Annotated in this window: 26 protein-coding genes; 19 read left to right on the top strand and 7 right to left on the bottom strand. The window is 35.6% G+C overall.

Going from position 1 to position 24,004, the window contains the following annotated elements:
• Positions 1–3: 3 nt before the first annotated feature.
• The gene (locus BWGOE10_RS20015; protein WP_070144686.1) at positions 4–2,112 is read left to right on the top strand and encodes a polyphosphate kinase; all 2,109 of its coding nucleotides are present in this window, start codon (positions 4–6) and stop codon (positions 2,110–2,112) included.
• A gap of 166 nt (positions 2,113–2,278) precedes the next feature.
• On the opposite strand, the gene BWGOE10_RS20010 is transcribed toward BWGOE10_RS20015, so the two are convergent.
• Complete coding sequence (locus tag BWGOE10_RS20010; RefSeq protein WP_070144685.1) at positions 2,279–2,503, bottom strand: hypothetical protein; 225 nt, start codon at positions 2,501–2,503, stop codon at positions 2,279–2,281.
• 97 nt (positions 2,504–2,600) lie between these two features.
• Complete coding sequence (locus tag BWGOE10_RS20005) at positions 2,601–3,458, bottom strand: metallophosphoesterase (RefSeq protein ID WP_070144684.1); 858 nt, start codon at positions 3,456–3,458, stop codon at positions 2,601–2,603.
• A 194-nt stretch (positions 3,459–3,652) separates the two neighbouring features.
• Here BWGOE10_RS20005 and fadH point away from each other — a divergent pair, with 194 nt between their 5' ends.
• The 3 genes from fadH (at position 3,653) to BWGOE10_RS19990 (ending at position 6,559) form a co-directional block, all read left to right on the top strand.
• Positions 3,653–4,417: a 2,4-dienoyl-CoA reductase gene (gene fadH, locus BWGOE10_RS20000; protein WP_070144683.1), complete on the top strand. Its 765-nt coding sequence runs from the start codon at positions 3,653–3,655 to the stop codon at positions 4,415–4,417.
• Between the two features lie 255 nt (positions 4,418–4,672).
• Positions 4,673–5,890 (top strand): EAL-associated domain-containing protein, encoded by a 1,218-nt coding sequence (locus BWGOE10_RS19995; RefSeq protein ID WP_002111513.1) that lies wholly within the window; start codon positions 4,673–4,675, stop codon positions 5,888–5,890.
• A 180-nt stretch (positions 5,891–6,070) separates the two neighbouring features.
• Positions 6,071–6,559 (top strand): DUF3993 domain-containing protein, encoded by a 489-nt coding sequence (locus BWGOE10_RS19990; RefSeq protein ID WP_070144682.1) that lies wholly within the window; start codon positions 6,071–6,073, stop codon positions 6,557–6,559.
• A gap of 25 nt (positions 6,560–6,584) precedes the next feature.
• Here BWGOE10_RS19990 and BWGOE10_RS19985 read toward each other — a convergent pair whose 3' ends face one another.
• Positions 6,585–6,821, bottom strand: a complete 237-nt coding sequence (locus BWGOE10_RS19985) for a glutaredoxin family protein (RefSeq protein WP_070144681.1) — start codon at positions 6,819–6,821, stop codon at positions 6,585–6,587.
• Positions 6,822–7,053: 232 nt separating this feature from the next.
• Between BWGOE10_RS19985 and BWGOE10_RS19980 the strand changes: the two genes are divergently transcribed.
• From BWGOE10_RS19980 to BWGOE10_RS19940, 10 genes are all read left to right on the top strand, one after another.
• Complete coding sequence (locus BWGOE10_RS19980) at positions 7,054–7,290, top strand: YkuJ family protein (RefSeq protein WP_070144680.1); 237 nt, start codon at positions 7,054–7,056, stop codon at positions 7,288–7,290.
• A gap of 185 nt (positions 7,291–7,475) precedes the next feature.
• A complete protein-coding gene (locus BWGOE10_RS32950) occupies positions 7,476–7,625 on the top strand; it encodes a hypothetical protein (RefSeq protein ID WP_002160670.1) in 150 nt (49 codons plus the stop codon).
• 74 nt (positions 7,626–7,699) lie between these two features.
• Entirely contained in the window at positions 7,700–8,218 is a 519-nt protein-coding gene (locus BWGOE10_RS19975) for a ribonuclease H-like YkuK family protein (protein WP_070144679.1), read from the top strand.
• Between the two features lie 127 nt (positions 8,219–8,345).
• Complete coding sequence (gene abbA / locus BWGOE10_RS19970; protein ID WP_002145987.1) at positions 8,346–8,537, top strand: antirepressor AbbA; 192 nt, start codon at positions 8,346–8,348, stop codon at positions 8,535–8,537.
• Between the two features lie 162 nt (positions 8,538–8,699).
• The gene (cbpB, locus tag BWGOE10_RS19965; protein WP_070144678.1) at positions 8,700–9,143 is read left to right on the top strand and encodes a cyclic-di-AMP-binding protein CbpB; all 444 of its coding nucleotides are present in this window, start codon (positions 8,700–8,702) and stop codon (positions 9,141–9,143) included.
• A 177-nt stretch (positions 9,144–9,320) separates the two neighbouring features.
• Complete coding sequence (locus BWGOE10_RS19960; protein WP_070144677.1) at positions 9,321–10,205, top strand: LysR family transcriptional regulator; 885 nt, start codon at positions 9,321–9,323, stop codon at positions 10,203–10,205.
• A gap of 71 nt (positions 10,206–10,276) precedes the next feature.
• Entirely contained in the window at positions 10,277–10,999 is a 723-nt protein-coding gene (gene dapD / locus BWGOE10_RS19955) for a 2,3,4,5-tetrahydropyridine-2,6-dicarboxylate N-acetyltransferase (RefSeq protein ID WP_002014841.1), read from the top strand.
• A 61-nt stretch (positions 11,000–11,060) separates the two neighbouring features.
• Entirely contained in the window at positions 11,061–12,191 is a 1,131-nt protein-coding gene (locus BWGOE10_RS19950; RefSeq protein ID WP_070144676.1) for an N-acetyldiaminopimelate deacetylase, read from the top strand.
• A gap of 242 nt (positions 12,192–12,433) precedes the next feature.
• Positions 12,434–13,300 carry a cytochrome C oxidase assembly protein gene (locus BWGOE10_RS19945; RefSeq protein WP_070144675.1) on the top strand — a complete coding sequence of 289 codons (867 nt, stop codon included), beginning with the start codon at positions 12,434–12,436 and terminating at the stop codon, positions 13,298–13,300.
• A gap of 83 nt (positions 13,301–13,383) precedes the next feature.
• Positions 13,384–14,049, top strand: coding sequence for a potassium channel family protein (locus BWGOE10_RS19940; RefSeq protein ID WP_000504032.1), 666 nt, complete (start codon positions 13,384–13,386; stop codon positions 14,047–14,049).
• 38 nt (positions 14,050–14,087) lie between these two features.
• On the opposite strand, the gene rnjA is transcribed toward BWGOE10_RS19940, so the two are convergent.
• Both rnjA and BWGOE10_RS19930 read right to left on the bottom strand, forming a co-directional pair.
• Positions 14,088–15,755: a ribonuclease J1 gene (gene rnjA / locus BWGOE10_RS19935; protein ID WP_016106048.1), complete on the bottom strand. Its 1,668-nt coding sequence runs from the start codon at positions 15,753–15,755 to the stop codon at positions 14,088–14,090.
• 4 nt (positions 15,756–15,759) lie between these two features.
• Positions 15,760–15,972, bottom strand: coding sequence for a DNA-dependent RNA polymerase subunit epsilon (locus tag BWGOE10_RS19930; RefSeq protein ID WP_000576437.1), 213 nt, complete (start codon positions 15,970–15,972; stop codon positions 15,760–15,762).
• 548 nt (positions 15,973–16,520) lie between these two features.
• Here BWGOE10_RS19930 and BWGOE10_RS19925 point away from each other — a divergent pair.
• The gene (locus tag BWGOE10_RS19925; protein ID WP_070144674.1) at positions 16,521–17,294 is read left to right on the top strand and encodes a Cof-type HAD-IIB family hydrolase; all 774 of its coding nucleotides are present in this window, start codon (positions 16,521–16,523) and stop codon (positions 17,292–17,294) included.
• A 214-nt stretch (positions 17,295–17,508) separates the two neighbouring features.
• Here BWGOE10_RS19925 and def read toward each other — a convergent pair whose 3' ends face one another.
• Complete coding sequence (gene def, locus BWGOE10_RS19920) at positions 17,509–18,063, bottom strand: peptide deformylase (RefSeq protein ID WP_070144673.1); 555 nt, start codon at positions 18,061–18,063, stop codon at positions 17,509–17,511.
• 166 nt (positions 18,064–18,229) lie between these two features.
• Positions 18,230–18,379: a YjcZ family sporulation protein gene (locus tag BWGOE10_RS19915; RefSeq protein WP_000274565.1), complete on the bottom strand. Its 150-nt coding sequence runs from the start codon at positions 18,377–18,379 to the stop codon at positions 18,230–18,232.
• A gap of 513 nt (positions 18,380–18,892) precedes the next feature.
• On the opposite strand from BWGOE10_RS19915, the gene pdhA reads away from it, so the two are divergent.
• The 4 genes from pdhA to lpdA all read left to right on the top strand — a co-directional run bounded on the left by pdhA (position 18,893) and on the right by lpdA (position 23,793).
• Positions 18,893–20,008 carry a pyruvate dehydrogenase E1 component subunit alpha gene (gene pdhA, locus BWGOE10_RS19910; RefSeq protein ID WP_000536893.1) on the top strand — a complete coding sequence of 372 codons (1,116 nt, stop codon included), beginning with the start codon at positions 18,893–18,895 and terminating at the stop codon, positions 20,006–20,008.
• A gap of 3 nt (positions 20,009–20,011) precedes the next feature.
• Positions 20,012–20,989 carry a pyruvate dehydrogenase complex E1 component subunit beta gene (gene pdhB / locus BWGOE10_RS19905; RefSeq protein WP_000068162.1) on the top strand — a complete coding sequence of 326 codons (978 nt, stop codon included), beginning with the start codon at positions 20,012–20,014 and terminating at the stop codon, positions 20,987–20,989.
• 93 nt (positions 20,990–21,082) lie between these two features.
• On the top strand, positions 21,083–22,375 hold the full coding sequence (pdhC, locus tag BWGOE10_RS19900; protein ID WP_070144672.1) for a pyruvate dehydrogenase complex dihydrolipoyllysine-residue acetyltransferase: 1,293 nt from the start codon (positions 21,083–21,085) through the stop codon (positions 22,373–22,375).
• Between the two features lie 5 nt (positions 22,376–22,380).
• Positions 22,381–23,793: a dihydrolipoyl dehydrogenase gene (lpdA, locus tag BWGOE10_RS19895; RefSeq protein WP_000260105.1), complete on the top strand. Its 1,413-nt coding sequence runs from the start codon at positions 22,381–22,383 to the stop codon at positions 23,791–23,793.
• Positions 23,794–24,004: the final 211 nt, after the last annotated feature.

Raw genomic sequence — 24,004 nt, 5'->3', positions numbered from 1 at the left:
AGAATGGAATTGCTAAAGGGGAATTTAGTAAATTTAAATGACACAGCGTATTATAATAACCGCGAGTTGAGCTGGCTAGCTTTTAATGAACGTGTACTACAAGAAGCGCAAGATGAAAATAATCCACTTTTAGAAAGATTAAAGTTTATTAGTATTTTCAGTTCAAATTTAGATGAGTTTTTTATGGTGCGCGTAGCAGGTTTGAAAGATCAAGTAAGTGCCGGATTTAATCAGCCAGAAAATAAAGCAGGTTTAACACCGAAGAAACAGTTAAATAAGATTGCGATAAAAGCGCATGACTTAATGACTGTACAGTACGATACGTTTAAAGGTTACATATTGCCAGCGCTTGAACTAGAGGGGATTGAGCGTCTAACATTCCATGATTTGACGAAAGAGCAGAGGGAATTTATCGAAGAGTATTTTGATGAACAAATCTTTCCAGTGTTAACTCCTGTAGCTATTGATGCGTATCGTCCATTTCCTATGTTATTAAATAAAAGCTTGAATTTAGCTACTATTTTATACGATGAGAAGCAGGCAGAGGAAGAAAATCGCACGAAGTTAGGAATTGTCCAAGTGCCTTCTTTACTGGAGCGTTTCATATTTTTACCGAGTGAAGGGCAAAAACATAAATTTATTTTATTAGAAGATGTAATTAGTGGTTTTACTCATAAATTATTCACAGGATATAACGTATCACCTGTTACTCGTTTCCGTATTACACGTAATGCGGATTTAACAATCCATGAAGAAGGTGCACGCGATTTATTAAAAGTAATTGAAAAAGAATTGAAAAAGCGTAAGTGGGGAGCTGCCGTTCGTTTAGAAGTGGGTAAAGAACACATTGATGAAAGAGTGTTAGCGTTATTGTATGAGGTGTTGGAAGTAAAAGATGAAGATGTGTACATGATGGATGGACCGTTAGATTTAACATGTTTATTCTCCTTATATAAAAAATTAGCGCCTTTATATGAACATCTTGTATATCCAGCTCTTATTCCTCAACCTCCTCAAGATTTAGGTGATGAGGAAGATGTATTTGAAAAAGCGATAGAACATGATATTTTATTACACCATCCCTTTGAGTCGTTTCAGCCAGTCGTTGATTTTGTCCGTGATGCGGCAGATGATTCGAATGTACTTGCAATCAAACAAACATTATATCGTGTAAGTGGAGATTCTCCAATAATTCAGGCGCTAAAGGTAGCAGCTGAAAAAGGAAAACAAGTGACGGTATTGGTTGAGTTAAAGGCGAGGTTTGATGAAGAGAATAATGTTAATTGGGCTAAAGAATTGGAACAGGCCGGATGTCACGTTATTTACGGAGTAAGTCACTTGAAAACGCATAGTAAAATTACGTTAGTTGTAAGAAGAAGAAACGGAAAAATTGAAAGGTTTGTACATCTTGGAACCGGAAATTATAATGATGCAACAGCGAAGTTGTATACCGATTTTGGATATATTACATCGCGAAAAGACTTTGGTGTAGATGCAACAAATTTCTTTAATTATTTGAGTGGTTATACAAAAAAACCGCATTTTCATCATTTATCTGTTGCCCCGTTTGATATAAGAGAGCAGTTTATGGAGTTAATAGATGAGGAAATTCGTTACCATAGACAATATGGAAATGGATATATTATCGCTAAAATGAATTCGTTAACAGATAAACCGTTAATAAAAAAAATGTATGAAGCATCACAAGCTGGGGTGAAGGTAGAGCTCATTGTTAGAGGGACATGTTGTTTAAGGCCAGGAATTCCGAATGTAAGTGAAAATATTCGTGTAGTTAGTGTTGTTGGAAGATATTTAGAACATAGCCGTATTTATTATTTCCATCATAATGGAGATGAAAAAATATATTTATCTTCAGCTGATTTGATGACGCGAAATATGGAAAAACGAGTAGAAATATCCTTCCCAATTTTAGATATTGAAATGAAAGCGAGAATAAAGGCAATTTTACAGCTGATTTTAGCTGATAATGTGAAAACACGTGAACAAAATAAAGATGGTGACTATTATTATATAATTAATAGTAGTATAGAAGAAATTGATAGCCAAGTGAATTTATTTAAGATGGCGTATCAAAATACAGACGCTGAATAATAGAGAAAAAGTAAAAACCTCTTAATCGAAATTAAGAGGTTTTTATTTTTTCTCTACTCATATGTTCCGTAAATGGAAGAATGAGTAGAGAGAATAGTTTTTATTATAAGCGTATGATGCGTCGGTTCATTGAGAGAATAATATTTGGAAGAATCGTTGTTTTAAATTAGTAATAGTATGGTTGTTGACAAGGCCCGCCGTAACAAGGATAAGGTGCTGGTGGTGGATATGGCGGATAAAATGGTCTAGGACCGAAAGCTAATGCTCCACCGAGTAACCCTCCAGCAATTCCAGCTAGAAATGGAACACCGAAAAATGGAAAGAAGCGTGAGTCGCCTGCTGGGCCAATAGGTGCTGAACGAACTGGGATCTGTTGATAATATGGATACATGAATAAACCTCCTTTACTGGACTCATTTTTATCATATGGTGGACCAAGCGTGGATGAGCGCGTACAAGAAAGGATATGTAAGAAAATAGGCGAATTGTTACGAATGTTGTAGGATGAAGAGTGTAATTTCAGGTTTTGACATAAAGCGGAATGGGACACGTGTTCTTCCAATACCTCGATTGACATAGAGAGTCAAACCTTGAATGTTATAGAAACCTTCAGTATATTCTTTTGCAAGCGACGGGGTAATAATAGCACCTAAAAAAGGAATTTGTACTTGTCCGCCATGGCTATGACCAGAAAGTTGAAGATTGATTGGATATGTAGCGATTTGTGGCGCGATATCTGGTTCGTGAACGAGAACAATGGTATAAATATTTTGTTTTGCATGTTGTAAAGTTTCCGCTATTTTTGGTTTACCTAGTAGCATATCATCGAGCCCGAAAATAGAAATTTCACTATTATCCAGTAAACGAATTCGCTTTTCGCTATTGTGCAAAAGTTCAAATCCAGATTCGCGCATGATGTGATCATAGTATTCAGTTCCATATCCGCCATGGTCGTGGTTACCATAAATAGAAAATTTACCGAAGGGTGCCTGTATATTCTTTAAAATGGATGCAACAAAAGGAGCCTCGGTATATGTTTGGTAGTCATCAATGAGATCACCAGTAAAAAGGACAATATCTGGATTTTCAGCATTAATCTTGGAAACGATTTGAGATAAATGTTGGAGAGAGAAATAGTATCCTAGATGTAAATCGCTAAATTGAAGGATCTTCATACCATGAAACCCTTTTGGTATGAGCTGTGATTTAAGTGTGTGTTGCGTAAAAGAAAGCAAATAGGGCTCTATATATTTAGCATAATAATAGCCGATACTAGCGCTTATAAATGAATATAGACAAGTGCGTATTCCAGATTTCAAAAAATTTCTTCTTGTAATTTTCTTCATATATAGGTTACTTGAATCCCCCTTCAGTTTTTTAAAATATATTTTAAACACTAAAAAAGTAGTATAGATTACGAAAAAAATGAACGAAAAGAAACCTCTTTACGTTAAAATATCAGAAAAATTGAAAAATATAAAGATTTCTATCAAATAAAGTGATAAAATGAATGTGTATTCATTTTTTGGAGGGGATGTATGTGAAAGAGAAGGTAGTTATTATAACAGGTGGATCAAGTGGAATGGGAAAAGGGATGGCGACTCGTTTTGCAAAAGAAGGGGCACGAGTTGTTATTACAGGGCGTACAAAAGAAAAGCTAGAAGAAGCAAAGTTAGAAATTGAACAGTTTCCAGGGCAAGTATTACCTGTACAAATGGATGTACGAAATACTGATGATATTCAAAAAATGATTGAACATATTGATGAGAAGTTTGGACGAATTGATATTTTAATAAATAATGCAGCCGGAAACTTTATTTGTCCAGCAGAGGAATTGTCTGTGAATGGCTGGAATTCGGTCATTAATATTGTATTAAATGGGACGTTCTATTGCAGCCAAGCTGTCGGGAAATATTGGATTGAGAAAGGTATAAAAGGAAATATCATTAACATGGTAGCAACATATGCATGGGATGCAGGTCCAGGGGTCATTCATTCAGCTGCAGCAAAGGCTGGAGTATTAGCAATGACAAAAACGCTTGCTGTTGAGTGGGGGCGTAAATATGGGATACGAGTTAACGCTATCGCACCAGGACCAATTGAACGCACAGGTGGTGCCGATAAATTATGGATTTCAGAAGAAATGGCTAAGCGTACATTGCAAAGTGTTCCACTTGGTAGAATGGGTACACCAGAAGAAATTGCGGGTCTAGCTTATTATTTATGTTCAGATGAAGCTGCATACATAAATGGAACTTGTATGACAATGGATGGTGGTCAACATTTGCATCAATATCCATTTTAAAAGGGATGAACAAACGAATGATTTATTCACTTCTTTGTGGTAAAATATGACGAAATTGTGACACTTAAAAGAAATGTGTTTACAAGAGGGGATATATACGTTATATTTAAGACCTCTTTTTTCTTCATAGTAGAATTGCTAATTCCCCTTAGCATTTTACCCCTCTAATCCCTTCAGGAAAACTGAAGGGATTTTTTATTATTTTTCCGTAAATATCGTGTTATAATTTTTGAAAAGTAAAGGGAGGGAAGCACGTTGATAGATGCATTAGATGTAATGAGTAACTTGGATAAAGTCCTTCCTTATTATCAAGCTATTTTTAGTGCTGATGAGCATACAGTAATTGGATATGAAGTTGTAGGACGTATTCAAACAGAAGAGGGTATACAAAGTTTAGCATCTTTCTTCCATGATGATTCTATTCCGAGTGAGTTTCAACTTGAAGCGGATAACATCATTGTAGAAAAAGCGTTAAATAGGTATTTAGAAACGGATCAAAAATTATTATTATTTATACATCGGAATGCTAATGTTTTAATGAATGATGAAGATGAAAGTTTACTTCAACTTTTACTGATGTATGAAGAACAAGGTTTGAACTTACAACGCATTGTTCTGGAAATAACAGAACATGAATGTAAAGAAGATATAGAACAATTTAATCATTTACTCATGTATTATCGTACATATGGTATTCAAATTTCGATTAATAAAGTCGGAACGGGTACAAGTAATTTAGAGCGTATTAGCGTGTTAGCACCGGATATTTTAAAAGTAGATTTAACAAATTTAAGGCAAACTGCACTTTTACAATCTTATCAAGATATTTTATATTCCTTATCTTTACTTGCTAGAAGAATTGGTGCGACATTGTTATATGAAGAAATTGATGCTTTTTATCAACTACAATATGCTTGGAAAAACGGTGGTAGATATTATCAAGGTAATTATTTGAAAGAATGTTTACCTGATTTTATTGAAACGAATGTTTTAAAAGAGAGACTTGGTAATGAATGTCATCAATTTATTCTGCATGAGAAGAAGAAGTTGCAAAAAATTTATAATTTAACAGAGATGTTACGTGATCGAATTGGTGATGTTCTGTCAAAACAAAAAAAGAATGAAGATATAAATGATTGGTTATTACAATTTAGCCAAAGTATATCACAATATAGTTTTCGGATATTTATTTGTAATGAAGATGGTTTCCAACAATCTGGTAATATTATGAAAAAAGATGGTGAATGGATCATTATGCCAGAGTATTATATGAAGAACTGGAGCTGGCGCCCGTATTTTCTAGAAAATATAATGAAAATGCGTTTTGAGAATAAGGCAAGACTTTCAGATTTATATGCTGATATTGAAACTGGTGAAATGGTACGAACATTTTCATTCCCGATTGATGATGAAAACTTTTTATTTATAGATTTATCGTACGAATATTTATATGAAGAAGATGTTTTATTTTAATGCACGAAGAGATTCGTGCATTTTGTTTGTTTTTATCATAAATTGGTAATAGTGAAAATGATGATGAAAATGCTGTCTATCATTGTAAAGATTTTACGAACGAAATCATCCCTTTCTTTGCATAATCATTGTTACAATGAATACTACAAAGACAAGCTCTTTTAAAAGGAAGGTGAAAAAATGAAGAAATATGGAATATGGTTTGTTCTATTTATATGTGTTGCCTTTCTAGTTGGCTATAGTGTCACAACTGTTTTAGGAAAAGAAGAAGTGAAAGTGGATCGGAAAGAAGTGTTTACAACGATACAAAAAGGTTATGAGACGCAATTTTCAATTCGCGGGAAGCAAATACCTATGAATAAGATGATAGAGACGTTATCACCATATTTTACAAATAATTTCCTTCAAGTTTTTACAGATGAAAATAGTAGAAATGAAAAACAAAGTGGTGAATATTTACTTCCAGCAAAAGAAGCTCCGTTTTCCTTTAATTCAGAAACAAAAATGTCTTATGATGAAGAACATAAAAATTTATATGTCTACGAGCAAGCAAAGAGTGGACAATATCAAATTGTGACATTGCAAAAGGATAATGGAAAATGGAAATTAGCAGGGTATCATGAAAGTCAGGAACTGTTGACTGAAATAAAAAGGTTACAACAATTATGAAAATAGGAATAGGTGTCGCCTATTCCTATTCTATACCGAGTAGCTGTTGTAATTTTTCAATTTGAAAACCTGCGACAACTTCTCCGTCAATTACAACTGTTGGAGTTGAATAGGATTCATAGTCAGATAAAAGACGATTGCGTGCAGCAGCGTCTTTTTTTACGTCAAATTCTTCGTATACAACGTTATTATGTTTTAAAAATTCTTTTACAATGGTACAAGGCGGACAATCAGGTTGTGTATAAACCTCAATTTTTTTCATTGTAATTCCTCCCTTTTTCTGTGTTTTATTATATTCTGCCAGTATAAAAAGCGCAATAAAGAAGTAAAAAGATGCTCTTTCATCTTTTTACTTCTTATTTCGACAAATTTTAGTTGAGTTTCTGGCCAAGAACCTTTATCCTAGATTGTGGAACGTTTTTTCTGTTATGACGGATAGAATGAGTATAGCTGTAAAACCTATTGGTAGGAAGATCAGAGAAAGGAGAGATTTCATGTCTCTACTCCAAGGAATTTTAACTCGACTTGTTAGTCTACAAGAACAAGCTGAAAGCGGTGAAGTAGCACAACGCTATTTTGAAGTGAACGGTGAGCGCAAATGTAGCGTGAAATTTTTCGATAAAAGTGAAATGTATGAGTTAGAAGTGTATCAACCAGGTGAAAAACCTCAAGTGTATCAATTCGATAACATCGATATGGTTGCAATTGAGATTTACGATATCATTTCTTGATACATATAAAAAAGGTACCGCCAAATGGTGGTACCTTTTTTAGTTATATTAATTAATGGGCTATACAGGTAGTAGAAGTTTCAATTTAAGTCGCGATTAAATAAAAGGGTTTTTATAAATGTATATGTATAGGAATTTTTCATTTTTCCTACAATGATAGTAAATATTAATAGGAGGTGCAAAGGATGGAACGCTTACCGATTGTTATTTGTCCTAATTGTCACAGTCATGCTGAAATTAATCATGTATTAACTGCCCAGTCTAATCAAAATGTAATTTATACATGTAAGTTTTGTAATTATGTAATTCGAAATATTGAAACGAATAAAGGGTAGTAAGTTATAATTTTTGTTTTTGTCCCATACAATGAGAATACGAAAAGTCTGTCTAATTGAAAGGACGTGACTATGTGGACGGTGAGCATACATTTTATAATGTTTCAGAGAGACATTTGAATTTTGATATGGTATTTAACCGCATTTGTAATTTCATTGAAAAGGATCCACGAAATTTATATCGATTATCCATTGGGACAGACTCACAAGCGCATCAAAAGGATACGAGGTTTATTACAGCGATACATATTCATCGGGTTGGCAAAGGAGCATGGGGATGTTTGCATCATAAATCAGTGAAAAATAAGCCAGCAACGTTGCGAGAGAAAATATATTTAGAAACACAGTTTAGTCAAGAAATCGCCTATCTATTTACTCCCAATCATATACAAACAATATGGGATTTATTGCACCCATACGCTCAAGAGGGAGCAGGATTCATAATGGAAATTCATTTAGATATCGGGAATGATGGTTTAACAAAAGAATTTATTTTAGATATGACGATGAAAATTCAAGCAATGGGATTAACAGCAAAAATTAAACCAGATGCTTATGCGGCATTTAGTTATGCGAACAGATATACGAAATAATGTGAAATGATGTCTATATATTTGCAGTCGTTAAGTGTTTTTAACAAAAACTGAATATTACATCTATTAAATAAGTTGAAAATTTTATATAATGAGAGTGATGATACGAGTGCAAGGAGAGGAGCATATGGAAAAGGAATTTGTTTTAACAAGAGAAGAAGAAAATTTATTGTTGGATATTCTGTTTCAGCAAAATTACGCGAGCGAAATTTTAGCGGTGGAGCTTACAGACATTGAGAATGGTTTAAAACAGACAGATGTGACGCAATATAAAAAAATCACAAGATTATTTTACCGATTAAAAAATAAAGGGTATTAAGTGCTACCGGAATGGTAGTCTTTTTTTTATGTTATATGCTAAAATAGCTGTGTATCTTTATTTTTATTAGAAGAATGTTAGGACAAAATAATAATATGAAAACGCTATCATAAAATGTGAATAGGATTGGAGAATATAAGCAGGGGAAATGGGGGATGTAACATGATTAGTATTCCGAAAGATGAGTTTCAACAAATTCTTGTGAAGGATTTAATGATTTCATCAGAAAAAGTAGCACATGTCCAAATAGGGAATGGTTTAGAACATGCTTTACTCGTTCTTGTGAAATCTGGATATTCGGCGATTCCTGTTTTAGACCCTATGTATAAATTACATGGGTTAATTAGTACTGCTATGATTTTAGATGGTATTTTAGGATTAGAGCGCATTGAGTTTGAAAGACTTGATAATATGAAAGTGGAACAAGTGATGAAGGAAGAGATTCCAGTTCTTATGTTAGAAGATTCTTTTGCAAAAGCTTTAGAAATGACAATTGATCATCCTTTTATTTGCGCTGTCAATGAAGAAGGTTACTTCGAGGGTATTTTAACACGTCGGGCTATTTTAAAATTGTTGAATAAAAAAGTGAGACAGCATAATCGATAACGTAGGGGAAGTGACTTCACAGAAAAGGCGAAGTCACTTTTTTTCGTGCATATCAGTTGTGTATGTATTATATTTAAAAAGATATAAAACATAAGAAAAGTTTGAACTAACAAACCGCTCTAATGTATAAAAGTATTCAATTAAATTAAGGATGAAATGCTTATTAAAATTAGGTGTATGGAAGCTAAGGAAAGAGGGAGAAAGTTGCAAATTGATGATTTTCAAATGATGGTTGTGTTAGCTCAGGAATCAAATATGAGAAAAGCGGCGGAACGTTTATTTGTTTCCCAACCTGCGCTTAGTCAACGATTACAATCTATGGAGAAACAATGGGGAATGAAATTTTTTATTCGTTCACAAAAAGGATTGACAATTACACCTGAAGGGGAAAAAGTTGCAAATTATGCAAAAGAAATGTTACAACGGGAAGAGAATATTAAAAGTGAACTGGCTCTTTTTAGAACGGAAACATACGGTACGTTAAAAATAGCTGTTGCATCAGTCATTGGCCAATATTGGCTTCCACCTGTTTTGAAAAAATTTGTGCATAAGTATCCTTCTGTGAAGATATCTCTGTTTACTGGCTGGAGTAGTGAAGTGCAAAAGCAATTTTATGAAGGAGACGTTCATGTCGCCATATTAAGAGGAACACAAGAATATAAAGGTCAGAAGCAACAATTATTTGAAGATGAATTATACTTAGTTGATAAAGAAATAAAAGATATTTCGATGTTAAAAGAGACAAATAGACCATTTATTCAATTTAAAAGTGATTCGACTTACTATGGACAAATACAAAATTGGTGGTATGGGTTATTTTCAAATCCACCTAAGCGAACGATTGTAGTTGACCAAATTGAAACGTGCAAACAGCTTGTTTTAAATGGAATAGGTTATGCTCTTTTACCTTCGACTGTTTTAAAAGAAGTGCAGGAAAACATGTATAAAACACCTGTTCAATTAACGAGAGAAACATGGTTATTGACGAGTGACTCGGCAAGACAGTTGAAACAAGTGCAAGCATTTTTAGAAATTATAGAAGAAATTCAAATGGAAAAATAAGATTATTGTCTTGCTACTCGCTCTATCGTTTGGTAGAGTAACATTATAAATGGATTTAGGAGGCAACAAGAATGAAAATGATGGACGCTAACGAAATTATTTCGTTTATTCAAAACAGTGAAAAGAAAACTCCTGTAAAGGTATACATAAAAGGGGATTTAAAAGAAGTAACATTCCCTGAAACAGTACAAGCATTTGTAAATAAAAAATCTGGTGTATTATTCGGAGAATGGTCTGAAATTAAGACAATTCTTGATGAAAATAATAAGCACATTGTTGACTATGTAGTTGAGAATGACCGTCGTAATTCTGCAATTCCAATGCTTGATTTAAAAGGTATTAAAGCTCGTATTGAGCCAGGCGCGATTATTCGTGACCATGTAGAAATTGGTGACAACGCTGTTATCATGATGAATGCAACAATTAACATCGGTGCTGTAATTGGTGAAGGTACTATGATCGACATGAACGCAGTGCTTGGTGGACGTGCAACGGTTGGTAAAAACTGTCACGTAGGTGCAGGTGCTGTACTTGCAGGTGTTATTGAGCCACCTTCTGCAAAACCAGTTATCGTTGAAGATGATGTTGTAATTGGTGCAAATGTAGTTGTTCTAGAAGGCGTTACAGTAGGTAAAGGTGCAGTTGTAGCAGCAGGAGCTGTTGTAACAGAAGATGTGCCTCCATATACAGTTGTTGCGGGAACTCCGGCACGTGTAATTAAAGAAATTGATGAGAAGACAAAAGCAAAAACTGAAATTAAACAAGAGCTTCGTCAATTAAACCCAGAGAAATAAAAAACAAAAAGCGTAAGAGCATGAATATGCTCTTACGCTTTTTATAGATAGAGGTGCAAAAATGACAGTAAGCAAATTTGTCCAAGTTCGTAGAGATTTACATAAAATTCCGGAAATCGGATTTAAAGAGTGGAAAACACAACAGTATATTTTAGATTATATAAGAACGCTTCCTAACGAATATTTGGAAGTGAGAACATGGAAAACAGGTGTAATTGTTAAAGTAAATGGAAAAAATCCAGAAAAAATAATAGGTTATCGTGCAGATATAGACGGTCTACCTATTACAGAGGAAACTGGATATGAATTCTCTTCTGTCCATGAAGGAATGATGCATGCATGTGGACATGATTTGCATGCAACAATCGGTTTGGGCCTTCTAACAGCGGCTGTAAGCGAAAGAATAGATGATGATCTTGTGTTTATATTCCAACCAGCTGAAGAAGGTCCAGGTGGTGCACTTCCTATGTTAGAAAGCGATGAGTTAAAAGAATGGAAGCCTAATATGATTCTTGGACTTCATATTGCGCCTGAATACTCTGTGGGAACAATTGCTACAAAAGAAGGTTTATTATTTGCGAATACATCAGAGTTATACGTTGATTTAAAAGGAAAAGGTGGACATGCTGCATATCCGCATACAGCAAATGATATGATTGTTGCAGCGAGTCATCTCGTTACACAACTTCAATCAGTTATTAGTCGTAATGTGAATCCTCTTGACAGTGCGGTAATTACAATTGGGAAAATTACAGGTGGTACAGTTCAAAACATTATCGCAGAAAAGTCTCGTTTAGAAGGAACAATTCGAACGCTATCAGTGGAATCAATGAAACGTGTTAAAAGTCGAATTGAGGCAATTGTTGCGGGAATAGAAGCTTCCTTTCAATGTGAAGCTGTTATTGACTACGGAGCGATGTATCATCAAGTGTATAACCATGAAGAGTTAACGAGAGAGTTTATGCAATTTACACGTGAACAAACGAATATGGGCGTAATTACATGTACGGAGGCAATGACAGGTGAAGACTTCGGGTATATGCTTCGAGAGATACCTGGATTTATGTTTTGGCTTGGAGTAAATTCAGAATATGGTTTACATCATGCGAAATTAAAACCAGACGAAGAGGTTATTGAGAAAGCGATTGTATTTTTAAATCAATATGTGAAGTGGAAGGGAAATAGAAAGTGAACTTACTCGCTAATTGTGCAACAGTTTAGAGTGGGGATTTTTTAGTTCCGAGACGAAAAAATCTTTTGTATTTGTTAGTGTTAGACATCTTCATACAAATGAGCAGGGGTTTTTAGCCACTGCTCATTATTAATTAGTACTAATAGGTACGATAATTATTTAACTACCTTATACATGTTTACTTTTAGTATGAAGAGTGTGTAAAATCAATGTGATACATAGAAAAAAGGGTGGGGAATTACGTGCAAATTAGCAGTGCGATTTTATGTTTCGTCTTATATGCATATGTTATTATTGCGGCGGTTTATTTTGGGATAAGTTTTTACGCCTATCGTTTAGCGAATAATAGTGAATATGAAGAAACATACAAATGGGTGAAAAGATATTTGTCACCTGTACTAGAAATTATGAATGGATTTGTTCTTTTTTTATTTATTGGATTAATTGCTTTCTCAACGAGTCTAGTAGGGAATAAGACTACATTATTTGTACTAGGTATCATTATTTTTATGCTATTAGGAATTCGGATTGGTAATACGGTGTTTTGGAACGAAAGAAAAATAGATGGTTGGACAGGGATGTTTATTCCATGTATGTTAGCTGCAATTGTGACGAATATAGAACATGAATATTATCAATTACATTTTTGGCTTATCATTGTGTTAACAATCCTCTCCGTTTTGTATATAAGTACTGTCGTGCTAACATACATCGCAAATGAAAAAGGAGATGCAAAAGGTGCGCGCTTCTTTAGAGGGCGTGCATTATTATGGAGTGTGCCGACGATGGCAGTTATAGGAATTATTGCGATATTAGTAAATGGATATCAATTTACTAATTGGCAATTGTTTTTAGAAACTTGGTGGATCTTCATTGTTTCGCTTATAGCTTTTTTAGGCGCAACACATTATTTATTCCATCAACATCATTACATATTGGCACTGTTATTCGCATTTACACAACTTTTATTTGCTTTTTTCGGACAAGAAACGCTATTGTTCGTTTTTGAAACATTTAGTTCATTTGGAAATATATTTGTATTTGGTATGTTAATTTTCGGTATCGCGTTTTATTTACAACAGTATTTTTATATGCAAAAACAAAAATAAGAAGTATATACAGGTTTTTGTAGCGAAGTTAAAGTATGTTACAATAAAAGTACATAGTACTTGATGTTATTGGAGGAATTCCTGTGGGCGAAAAAGAGAAAGAATTTGCTGTTATTGGGCTTGGCCGTTTTGGTGGAAGTATTTGCCGTGAATTAGCTCAATTAGGTATGGAAGTAATGGCAATTGACTCAGATGAGGATAAAATTAATGAGTTTGCAAATATAGCTTCGCATGCTGTAATTGCAGATTCAACAGATGAGATGGTATTAAAAAGTCTTGGTATTCGTAATTTTGATCATGTAGTCGTTGCTATTGGAGATAATTTGAATTCAAGTATTTTAACAACGTTAATTTTGAAAGAATTAGGTGTGAAAAATATTACTGTAAAAGCTCAAAATGACTATCATGAAAAAGTGTTAAGTAAAATAGGGGCAGATCATATTGTGCATCCAGAACGAGATATGGGAAAAAGGATTGCTAATAATATCGCATCAAGTAATGTGTTAGATTACCTAGAGCTTTCAGATGAGCATAGTATTGTAGAGATTATCGCAAATAAAAAAATTGATGGGCACTCTTTAATTGAATTAGATATTCGTGCGAAGTTTGGTTTGAACATTGTAGCAATTAAACGTGGGAAAGAAGTTATCGTATCTCCTCGAGCTACAGAAAACATTCAGGCGGGAGATATATTAATTGTAATTGGTCATGACGATGAAGTAGATCGTTTTAAGCATTTTTTAAGATAAGAGAAAAGGACAATGCCGAGGAGGCATTGTCCTTTTTCTTATATTTCCATAATGATTGGTAAAATCATTGGACGACGTTTCGTTTTTTCGTATAGGAATGGTGCTAATGTGTCTGTAATCTCATTTTTAATTTCAGACCATTGTGTTGTTTTTCGCTCCATTACTTTTTCTAAATGTGTTGTAATTAATGTTTGAGCATCGTTGATTAAATCGCTGCTTTCACGCATATAAACGAAACCACGCGAGATGATATCAGGTCCTGCTGCAACTTTAAATTCTTTCATATCAATGCTTACAACTACAATAACGAGTCCTTCTTCAGAAAGAATGCGACGATCACGTAATACGATATTACCGATATCTCCAATACCATTTCCATCGATATAGACAGAGCCAGATGGGATTTTCCCAGCTACGCTTGCTTCATCAGAACGTAAAGCGAGAACATCCCCGTTATCCATAATGAAACAATTTTCTTCTGGAATACCACAATCATTCGCTAATTTCATATGCATACGTTGCATACGATATTCACCATGAATTGGCATGAAATATTTCGGCTTAATAAGACGTAGCATTAACTTTTGTTCTTCTTGTCCACCGTGTCCACTCGTATGAATATTTGAGAGTTTACCATGGATTACATCAGCGCCAGCGCGGTACAACATGTTAATTGTACGACTTACACTAATTGTATTGCCTGGGATTGGTGAGGAAGAGAAAACAACTGTATCGCCAGGGATAATTTGAATTTGACGATGTGTACCATTGGCAATACGTGAAAGTGCTGCCATCGGCTCCCCTTGACTACCTGTACATAACATAACAACTTTATTAGCTGGTAGGCGGTTTAGCTGAGATGTGTCTATGAATGTATCCTTTGGACACCGGATATAACCAAGGTTTTGTCCGATTTCAATAGCTGCTTCCATACTTCGACCGAATACAGCTACTTTACGATTGTTTTCAACAGCAGCCTCAACAACTTGTTGTAAGCGATGGATATTCGATGCAAAGGTTGCGAATATGATACGACCGTCTACTTTGCGGAATATATCTTGAATACTATCACCAACGCGGCGCTCAGACATCGTAAAGTTTGGCACTTCACTGTTTGTACTATCAGATAAGAGACAAAGTACACCGTCTTTTCCGATTTCGGCCATTTTTGTTAAATCTGCTGGCTCGCCGACTGGTGTGAAATCAAATTTAAAATCACCTGTATGAACGACTTGTCCTTGAGGTGTTTTCACAACAACTCCGTATGAATCCGGAATACTGTGAGTTGTACGGAAGAAGGAAACAGATGTCTTTTTAAATTTAATAACATCATCTTCTTGAATTTCATAAAGTTTTGCTTTACGAAGTAATCCGTGCTCTTCTAATTTGTTTTTTATTAGGGCAAGTGCTAATTTTCCGCCGTAAATTGGAATGTTTACTTGACGTAATAGATAAGGAATTCCACCGATATGATCTTCGTGACCATGTGTAATGAATAACCCTTTAATTTTATCTTCGTTTCGCACAAAATAAGTGTAATCTGGTATTACATAATCGATCCCGAGGAGTTCGTCTTCTGGAAATTTAATTCCAGCGTCAATTATAATAATTTCATCTTGAAATTGAACAGCATATGTATTTTTACCGATTTCACCAAGACCACCGAGGGCAAAAACGGCAGCTTGATCATTTTTTAGGAATTTCATATGACTATACGATCTCCGCTAATATTAAATCAGCGTTTTGTTTTTCATATTCAAGATGAGCACCAGTAACAGACTGAACGAACTCGATATTATATGCGAACTTTTGTAATTTTTTACGAACATCCTTTTGAGACGTAGCCTCTAAATATAAAACTTTTGTATTTTCACGTACTGGGACCTCAGTTAATTTTTCTTGATAAAATACTTTAAAAATCATTGGGAAAACCTCTCCTTGTCTATGTTTTGCATTATCTGTTACTTATTATAAAGCAAACAGTCACGATTTTCATGTTTTTTCGAATGAGAATGAAGAAAAAGCCCGAAATGGGCACAATTTAAGCGATTGTCTTCTTACGGACTAAATCGTTTAAATAACGCTTGAGCTTTTTCTTCAGCTTCTTCAGCATGATTACTCCTTCCTTTCCTTATTTTAAACATGCATATTACTAATGATAACTCCGTCCCCGTATAAGAAAGAAGGTTTAGAAGTTGATTGTGAATCTTGTCCTTTCCAGTACAGTACTAGTTATCCTGTAGTAACGATTAGTAGCCGTTAGTTATAGGTATAGTATGAGAAAGAATAGAAAAGAAAATTCATCCGAACAAGTAGCCACAATTTTTACTAATATATATATGCACATTTCATAAATAAGGTCAGAAAGTGAACGCTTTCTTCACAGATGTTTAATATGTTATACTTTTTTTTGAAATTTGAAAAGTGATAATCAAAATAGGAATATAGAGTGCCAGAAAGGATTTTGACAAATGAATGATAAAATTGTCTTTTTTGATATTGATGGAACATTATTAGATCATGATAAAAAAATTCCGCAATCTACACGTGATGCAGTAAGAGACTTACAAGAAAAAGGTGTGCATGTAGCGATTGCGACAGGGCGTGCGCCATTTATGTTTGAAGATATTCGTGAGGAACTCAATATACATAATTATGTTAGTTTTAACGGACAGTATGTTGTATTTGAGGATGAGGTATTATTTAATAATCCATTACATCCTGATGCTCTACATAAGTTTACTCAGTTTGCAAAACAAGAAGGATATCCACTTGTATATCTTGACCATCAAGAAATGAGAGCGTCAGTGGAATATCATGATTATGTAAAAGAAGGTTTTGGAAGCTTACAATTTGAGCATCCGGCATATGAACCTGATTTTTATGAGAAACGCGATATTTATCAAACGCTTCTTTTTTGTGAAGTAAACGAAGAAGAAAAGTTTATTCATCATTATTCAGATTTTCATTTTATACGCTGGCATGCATATTCAATGGATATTATTCCTAATGGTGGTTCTAAGGCAAAAGGGATTGAGAAGTTCATTGAAAAATTAGGATTTAACCGTGAACAGGTGTATGCATTTGGGGATGGCTTAAACGATTTAGAAATGATTGAAGCAGTCGGCACAGGTATTGTGATGGGAAATGGTCATGAAGACTTGAAAAAACTTGCAAATCATGTGACAAACGATGTAAGTGAAGACGGTATATATCATGGATTAAAATGGGCTGGATTGTTATAAGTGAATATGGAACCCATTTCATATAATAAAAAGGCGGAAGGTTAACTTCCGCCTTTTTATCCCGCATTAACGGGCAGTAAGACTCCCACCTCAAAATTCGGCACATGCGAGGAAGTTAGGCGGGAAATTAACTGCCCGTAAAAGCCCGATTGGTGTGGGCTAATAATCAGAGGGGATGGACAAAACCCCCTCTGATTAAAGTTTCACTTTATTATTATCGCTCTAGAGGTTTTGAATCATCGGGAGCCACAAATGGATTGTCTTTATTAATATGGTCATAGAACATAACACCGTTTAAATGGTCGATTTCATGTTGGAATACAATTGCGGGTAAACCTTTTAATCGCAGTTTTACGTCTTCACCGTTAATCGTTGTTGCCTTTACTGTAATTCTTGTGTAACGAGGGACGTAACCAGGTACTTCACGGTCTACAGATAGACAGCCTTCACCATTTTGTAAATATGTACGTTCAACAGAATGACTAATGATTTTCGGGTTAAATAATGCGTAGCTATATAACGTACCGTTCGTATCAGTTACATGAACCGCAATCATTTTCTTTGAAATGCCGATTTGCGGAGCCGCTAATCCGATTCCGGGGCGTAAATTATATTTTTCAGCCATTTCAGGGTCCTGGCTATTTATTACAAATTCAATCATTTCTTTAAGGGTACTTGTATCTTCCTCGCTAGCGGGTAAGGAGACCTCTTCTGCGACGTCGCGCAAAATAGGATTTCCTTCACGAATTACCTTATTCATTGTAAGCATATGTAATCTCTCCTTTCTTCTTTAGTCTACCAAAGGAGATAAAAAAAGTCATCGGCAAGTAAGGAAGAGCTACTTGGAAACAAATTTTCTATAGATAAGTTATGTAATAAAAAGAAAAGACGGCAAGCCGTCTGTTTCTTTCCATAGTTGTTTCATTTTACATTAATTAGCGAATGCAAGCAGCACCAACGATAATTAAAAGGATAAACAACACAACGATTAAGGCGAAGCCGCGTCCAGATCCGCCACAAGAACCGCCATAACCGTAGGAAGGATATGAACAAGTTGTTGGATAGCAATATGAGTATCCGTACATGAGATGACCTCCTTTATCATTTCCCGCTAATACTGCGGTTACTATAATGTATGGAGGAATGATTAGAAATGTATAGGTAATTACCTATAAAAGGAAGAAGTGTTTGTATAATTTTATTGAGAAGAGAGAAAAACTAAAGAGAATTAAATCGTTTACATATTATTCTAAGAGAAAAAACAAGTTAAAAAGGGAATAATATAACAGTAGGTTATTGCTTACTAATACAGATGTGAAAAATAAAAACACGTTTGTGTAGAGGAAACCTGCATATTATTTATAAAAAAACGTATTCAAAGTAATTGACATCGTAATTAGAATAGTTGTAAACTAAAAAACGTGATCAAGATTGTATTAATATGTTTTTGAAAAAACATTAGTACAGATTGTTAGGTACACAAAATTATTCTCAACCGACAGACAAATTTGTTGGTTTACATTGTTGCGCTTTCAGTCTAGTTAATAGGTAGTGAAAGCGTTTCAGAATATGGTTCAAGAGAGGAAGAGGTGAACGGAATGGGTACTAAAACAAAAAAGACCCTATTTAATGTTGATGAGCAAATGAAAGCTATCGCAGCTCAATTTGAAACATTACAAATTTTAAATGAAAAAGGCGAAGTTGTGAATGAAGCAGCTATGCCTGAATTATCTGATGATCAATTAAAAGAATTAATGCGCCGTATGGTGTATACTCGCGTACTAGATCAACGTTCTATTTCTTTAAACCGTCAAGGACGTTTAGGTTTCTACGCACCAACTGCTGGACAAGAGGCTTCTCAATTAGCAAGTCATTTCGCACTTGAAGCAGAAGATTTCATCTTACCAGGATATCGTGATGTTCCACAATTAGTGTGGCACGGTCTACCATTATATCAAGCATTCTTATTCTCTCGTGGACATTTCATGGGTAACCAAATGCCTGAGAATGTAAATGCACTTGCTCCACAAATCATTATCGGTGCGCAAATTATCCAAACTGCTGGTGTTGCGTTAGGTATGAAACTTCGTGGTAAAAAATCTGTTGCAATTACTTACACTGGTGACGGTGGTGCTTCACAAGGTGACTTCTACGAAGGTATGAACTTTGCGGGTGCATTCAAAGCTCCAGCAATCTTCGTTGTACAAAACAACCGTTATGCAATCTCTACTCCAGTAGAAAAGCAATCTGCAGCTAAAACTGTAGCGCAAAAAGCAGTAGCAGCAGGTATTTACGGAATTCAAGTAGACGGTATGGATCCATTAGCTGTATACGCAGCAACTGCATTCGCTCGTGAGCGCGCAGTAAACGGCGAAGGTCCTACTTTAATCGAGACTTTAACATTCCGTTATGGTCCACATACAATGGCTGGCGATGACCCAACTCGTTACCGTACAAAAGATATCGAAAACGAATGGGAACAAAAAGATCCAATCGTACGCTTCCGTGCATTCTTAGAAAACAAAGGCCTATGGTCTCAAGAAGTTGAAGAGAAAGTAATCGAAGAAGCAAAAGAAGATATCAAACAAGCAATTGCTAAGGCTGACCAAGCTCCAAAACAAAAAGTTACTGATTTAATGGAAATCATGTACGAAAAAATGCCTTACAACTTAGCTGAACAATATGAAATTTACAAAGAAAAGGAGTCGAAGTAAGCCATGGCTCAAATGACAATGATTCAAGCAATCACTGATGCTTTACGCGTTGAAATGAAAAATGATCCTAACGTACTTGTGTTTGGTGAAGACGTTGGTGTAAACGGCGGAGTATTCCGTGCTACTGAAGGTTTACAAGCTGAATTCGGTGAAGATCGTGTAATGGATACTCCACTTGCAGAGTCTGGTATTGGTGGACTTGCAGTTGGACTTGCACTTGAAGGTTTCCGTCCAGTTCCAGAAATTCAATTCTTCGGTTTCATTTATGAAGTAATGGATTCAGTTTCTGGTCAATTAGCTCGTATGCGTTACCGTTCTGGTGGACGTTGGACTGCTCCAGTAACAATTCGTTCTCCATTCGGTGGTGGCGTTCATACTCCAGAACTACATGCTGATAGCTTAGAAGGATTAGTGGCTCAACAACCTGGTCTAAAAGTTGTTATTCCATCTACTCCATACGATGCAAAAGGTCTTTTAATCTCTGCGATTCGTGACAACGATCCAGTTATCTACTTAGAGCATATGAAATTGTACCGTTCATTCCGTCAAGATGTACCAGAAGGCGATTACACAATTGATTTAGGTAAAGCTGATATCAAACGTGAAGGTACAGATGTATCTGTTATCGCTTACGGTGCTATGGTTCACGCTGCATTAAAAGCTGCTGAAGAACTTGAAAAAGAAGGTATCTCTTTAGAGGTTGTTGACTTACGTACAGTTCAACCATTAGATATCGAAACAATCATCGCTTCTGTTGAAAAAACAGGTCGCGTAGTTGTAGTTCAAGAAGCTCAAAAACAAGCTGGTATTGCAGCTAACGTTGTAGCGGAAATTAACGACCGTGCAATCTTAAACTTAGAAGCTCCAGTTGTACGTGTTGCAGCTGCTGATACAGTATTCCCATTCTCTCAAGCTGAGAGCGTATGGTTACCAAACCATAAAGATATTGTTGAAGCTGTTAACAAAGTAATGAACTTCTAATTTTTAGTTTTTCATGTGCAGAAGAAATCAGCACATGCTGGTTTCTTTTGTACATATTCCATAATAATGAAATGAATCAGGGGGCTGAATTCCGTGGCATTTGAATTTAAACTACCAGATATCGGTGAAGGTATCCACGAAGGTGAAATCGTAAAATGGTTTATTAAACCAGGCGATGAAGTAAATGAAGACGATGTACTTCTTGAAGTACAAAATGATAAAGCAGTAGTAGAAATCCCTTCTCCTGTTAAAGGTAAAGTACTTGAAGTACTTGTAGAAGAAGGAACAGTTGCAATTGTAGGAGATACATTAATTAAATTTGATGCTCCTGGATACGAAAACCTTAAATTTAAAGGTGACGATCATGATGAAGCTCCAAAAGCTGAAGAAGCAGCAGTAGAAGCTCCAGCAGCGGAAGCTACTCCAGCAGCAACTGCAGAAGTAGTAAATGAGCGCGTTATCGCTATGCCATCTGTTCGTAAATATGCTCGTGAAAAAGGTGTAGATATTCATAAAGTAGCTGGTTCTGGTAAGAACGGCCGTGTTGTGAAAACTGACATCGATGCATTTGCAAATGGTGGACAAACTGTAGCAGCAACTGAGGCTCCAGCAGCAGTAGAAGCTACTCCAGCAGCAGCAGCGAAAGAAGAAGCACCAAAAGCACAACCAATCCCAGCTGGTGAATATCCAGAAACTCGTGAGAAAATGAGTGGTATCCGTAAAGCGATTGCGAAAGCAATGGTTAACTCTAAGCATACAGCTCCTCACGTAACATTAATGGATGAAATTGATGTAACTGAGCTTGTTGCTCACCGTAAGAAGTTCAAAGCTGTTGCAGCGGACAAAGGTATTAAATTAACTTACCTTCCATACGTTGTTAAAGCTTTAACATCTGCATTACGTGAATACCCAATGTTAAACACTTCTTTAGACGATGCATCTCAAGAAGTAGTTCATAAACATTACTTCAACATCGGTATCGCAGCTGATACAGACAAAGGTCTATTAGTACCAGTTGTTAAAGATACAGATCGTAAATCTATCTTTACTATCTCTAATGAGATCAATGAACTTGCTGGTAAAGCACGTGACGGTCGTTTAGCTCCAACTGAAATGAAAGGTGCTTCTTGCACAATTACAAACATTGGTTCTGCAGGTGGACAATGGTTCACTCCAGTTATCAATCACCCAGAAGTAGCAATCCTTGGTATCGGCCGTATCGCTGAGAAACCAGTTGTGAAAAACGGTGAAATCGTTGCAGCTCCAGTATTAGCATTATCTCTAAGCTTTGACCATCGTTTAATTGACGGCGCAACTGCTCAAAAAGCATTAAACCAAATTAAACGTCTATTGAATGACCCACAATTATTAGTAATGGAGGCGTAATAACAATGGTAGTAGGAGATTTCCCAATTGAATTAGATACAGTCGTTGTTGGTGCAGGTCCTGGTGGATACGTTGCGGCAATTCGTGCAGCACAATTAGGTCAAAAGGTAGCAATTATTGAAAAAGCTAACCTTGGTGGCGTATGCTTAAACGTTGGATGTATTCCTTCAAAAGCGTTAATCAATGCAGGTCATCGTTATGAGAATGCAATGCATTCTGATGACATGGGTATCACTGCAGAGAACGTAAAAGTTGACTTTACAAAAGTTCAAGAATGGAAAAACGGCGTAGTTAAGAAATTAACTGGCGGTGTTGAAGGCCTTCTTAAAGGTAACAAAGTTGAAATCATTCGCGGTGAAGCTTACTTCGTAGATGCTAACACATTACGCGTAATGACTGAAGATGCAGCACAAACTTATACGTTTAAAAATGCTGTTCTTGCAACTGGTTCTACACCAATCGAAATTCCTGGATTCAAATACTCTAAACGTGTTATCAACTCTACAGGTGCTTTAAGCTTACCTGAAATTCCTAAAAAACTTGTTGTAATCGGCGGCGGTTACATCGGTATGGAATTAGGTACTGCATATGCTAACTTCGGTACAGAAGTTACTGTAGTAGAAGCTGGCGACGAAATCTTAGCTGGTTTCGAAAAAGCTATGAGCTCTGTTGTTAAACGTGCTCTTCAAAAGAAAGGTAACGTAAATATCCATACAAAAGCTATGGCTAAAGGCGTTGAAGAAACAGAAACTGGCGTAAAAGTTAGCTTTGAAGTTAAAGGTGAAATCCAAACTGTAGAAGCAGATTACGTATTAGTAACTGTAGGTCGTCGTCCAAACACTCAAGAAATCGGTCTTGAGCAAGTTGGAGTTAAAATGACTGACCGCGGCATCATCGAAATCGATGAGCAATGTCGTACAAACGTACCAAACATCTATGCAATCGGTGATATCGTTCCTGGACCACCATTAGCTCACAAAGCTTCTTACGAAGGTAAAGTAGCTGTTGAAGTAATTAGTGGCCATGCATCAGCAATCGATTACATCGGAATTCCTGCAGTATGCTTCACTGATCCAGAATTAGCATCTGTTGGTTACACTAAGAAACAAGCTGAAGAAGCAGGAATGACAGTAGCTGTATCTAAGTTCCCATTCGCTGCAAACGGTCGTGCGTTATCATTAAACAGCACTGACGGTTTCTTACAACTTGTAACACGTAAAGAAGATGGTCTTCTTGTAGGTGCACAAGTTGCAGGTGCAGGTGCTTCTGATATTATCTCTGAGATTGGTTTAGCTATCGAAGCTGGAATGACAGCTGAAGATATCGCTCAAACAATCCATGCTCACCCAACATTAGGTGAAATCACAATGGAAGCAGCTGAAGTTGCTCTTGGAATGCCAATTCACATTGTAAAATAATTTAAGTAATGTAAATAGCCCATCTCTTATTTAAAGAGATGGGTTATTTTTATTTTCATAAAATGACTTGCAAGGTCTTTATATGTACTTGTCGAATGAATATATAATACTTTAAATGAATCGTTAGAATATATGCCGTTGTATAATATGTAATTGATTCAAACTTAATCCCATATATTAATAAAATAGAGCATGTCAAAGGAGAAGGTTC

Source organism: Bacillus mycoides (assembly GCF_001757995.1).
Lineage (GTDB): Bacteria > Bacillota > Bacilli > Bacillales > Bacillaceae_G > Bacillus_A > Bacillus_A mycoides_B.
The sequence above is the reverse complement of the archived record's forward strand: the minus strand, read 5'-3'. Positions and strand labels throughout refer to the sequence as shown.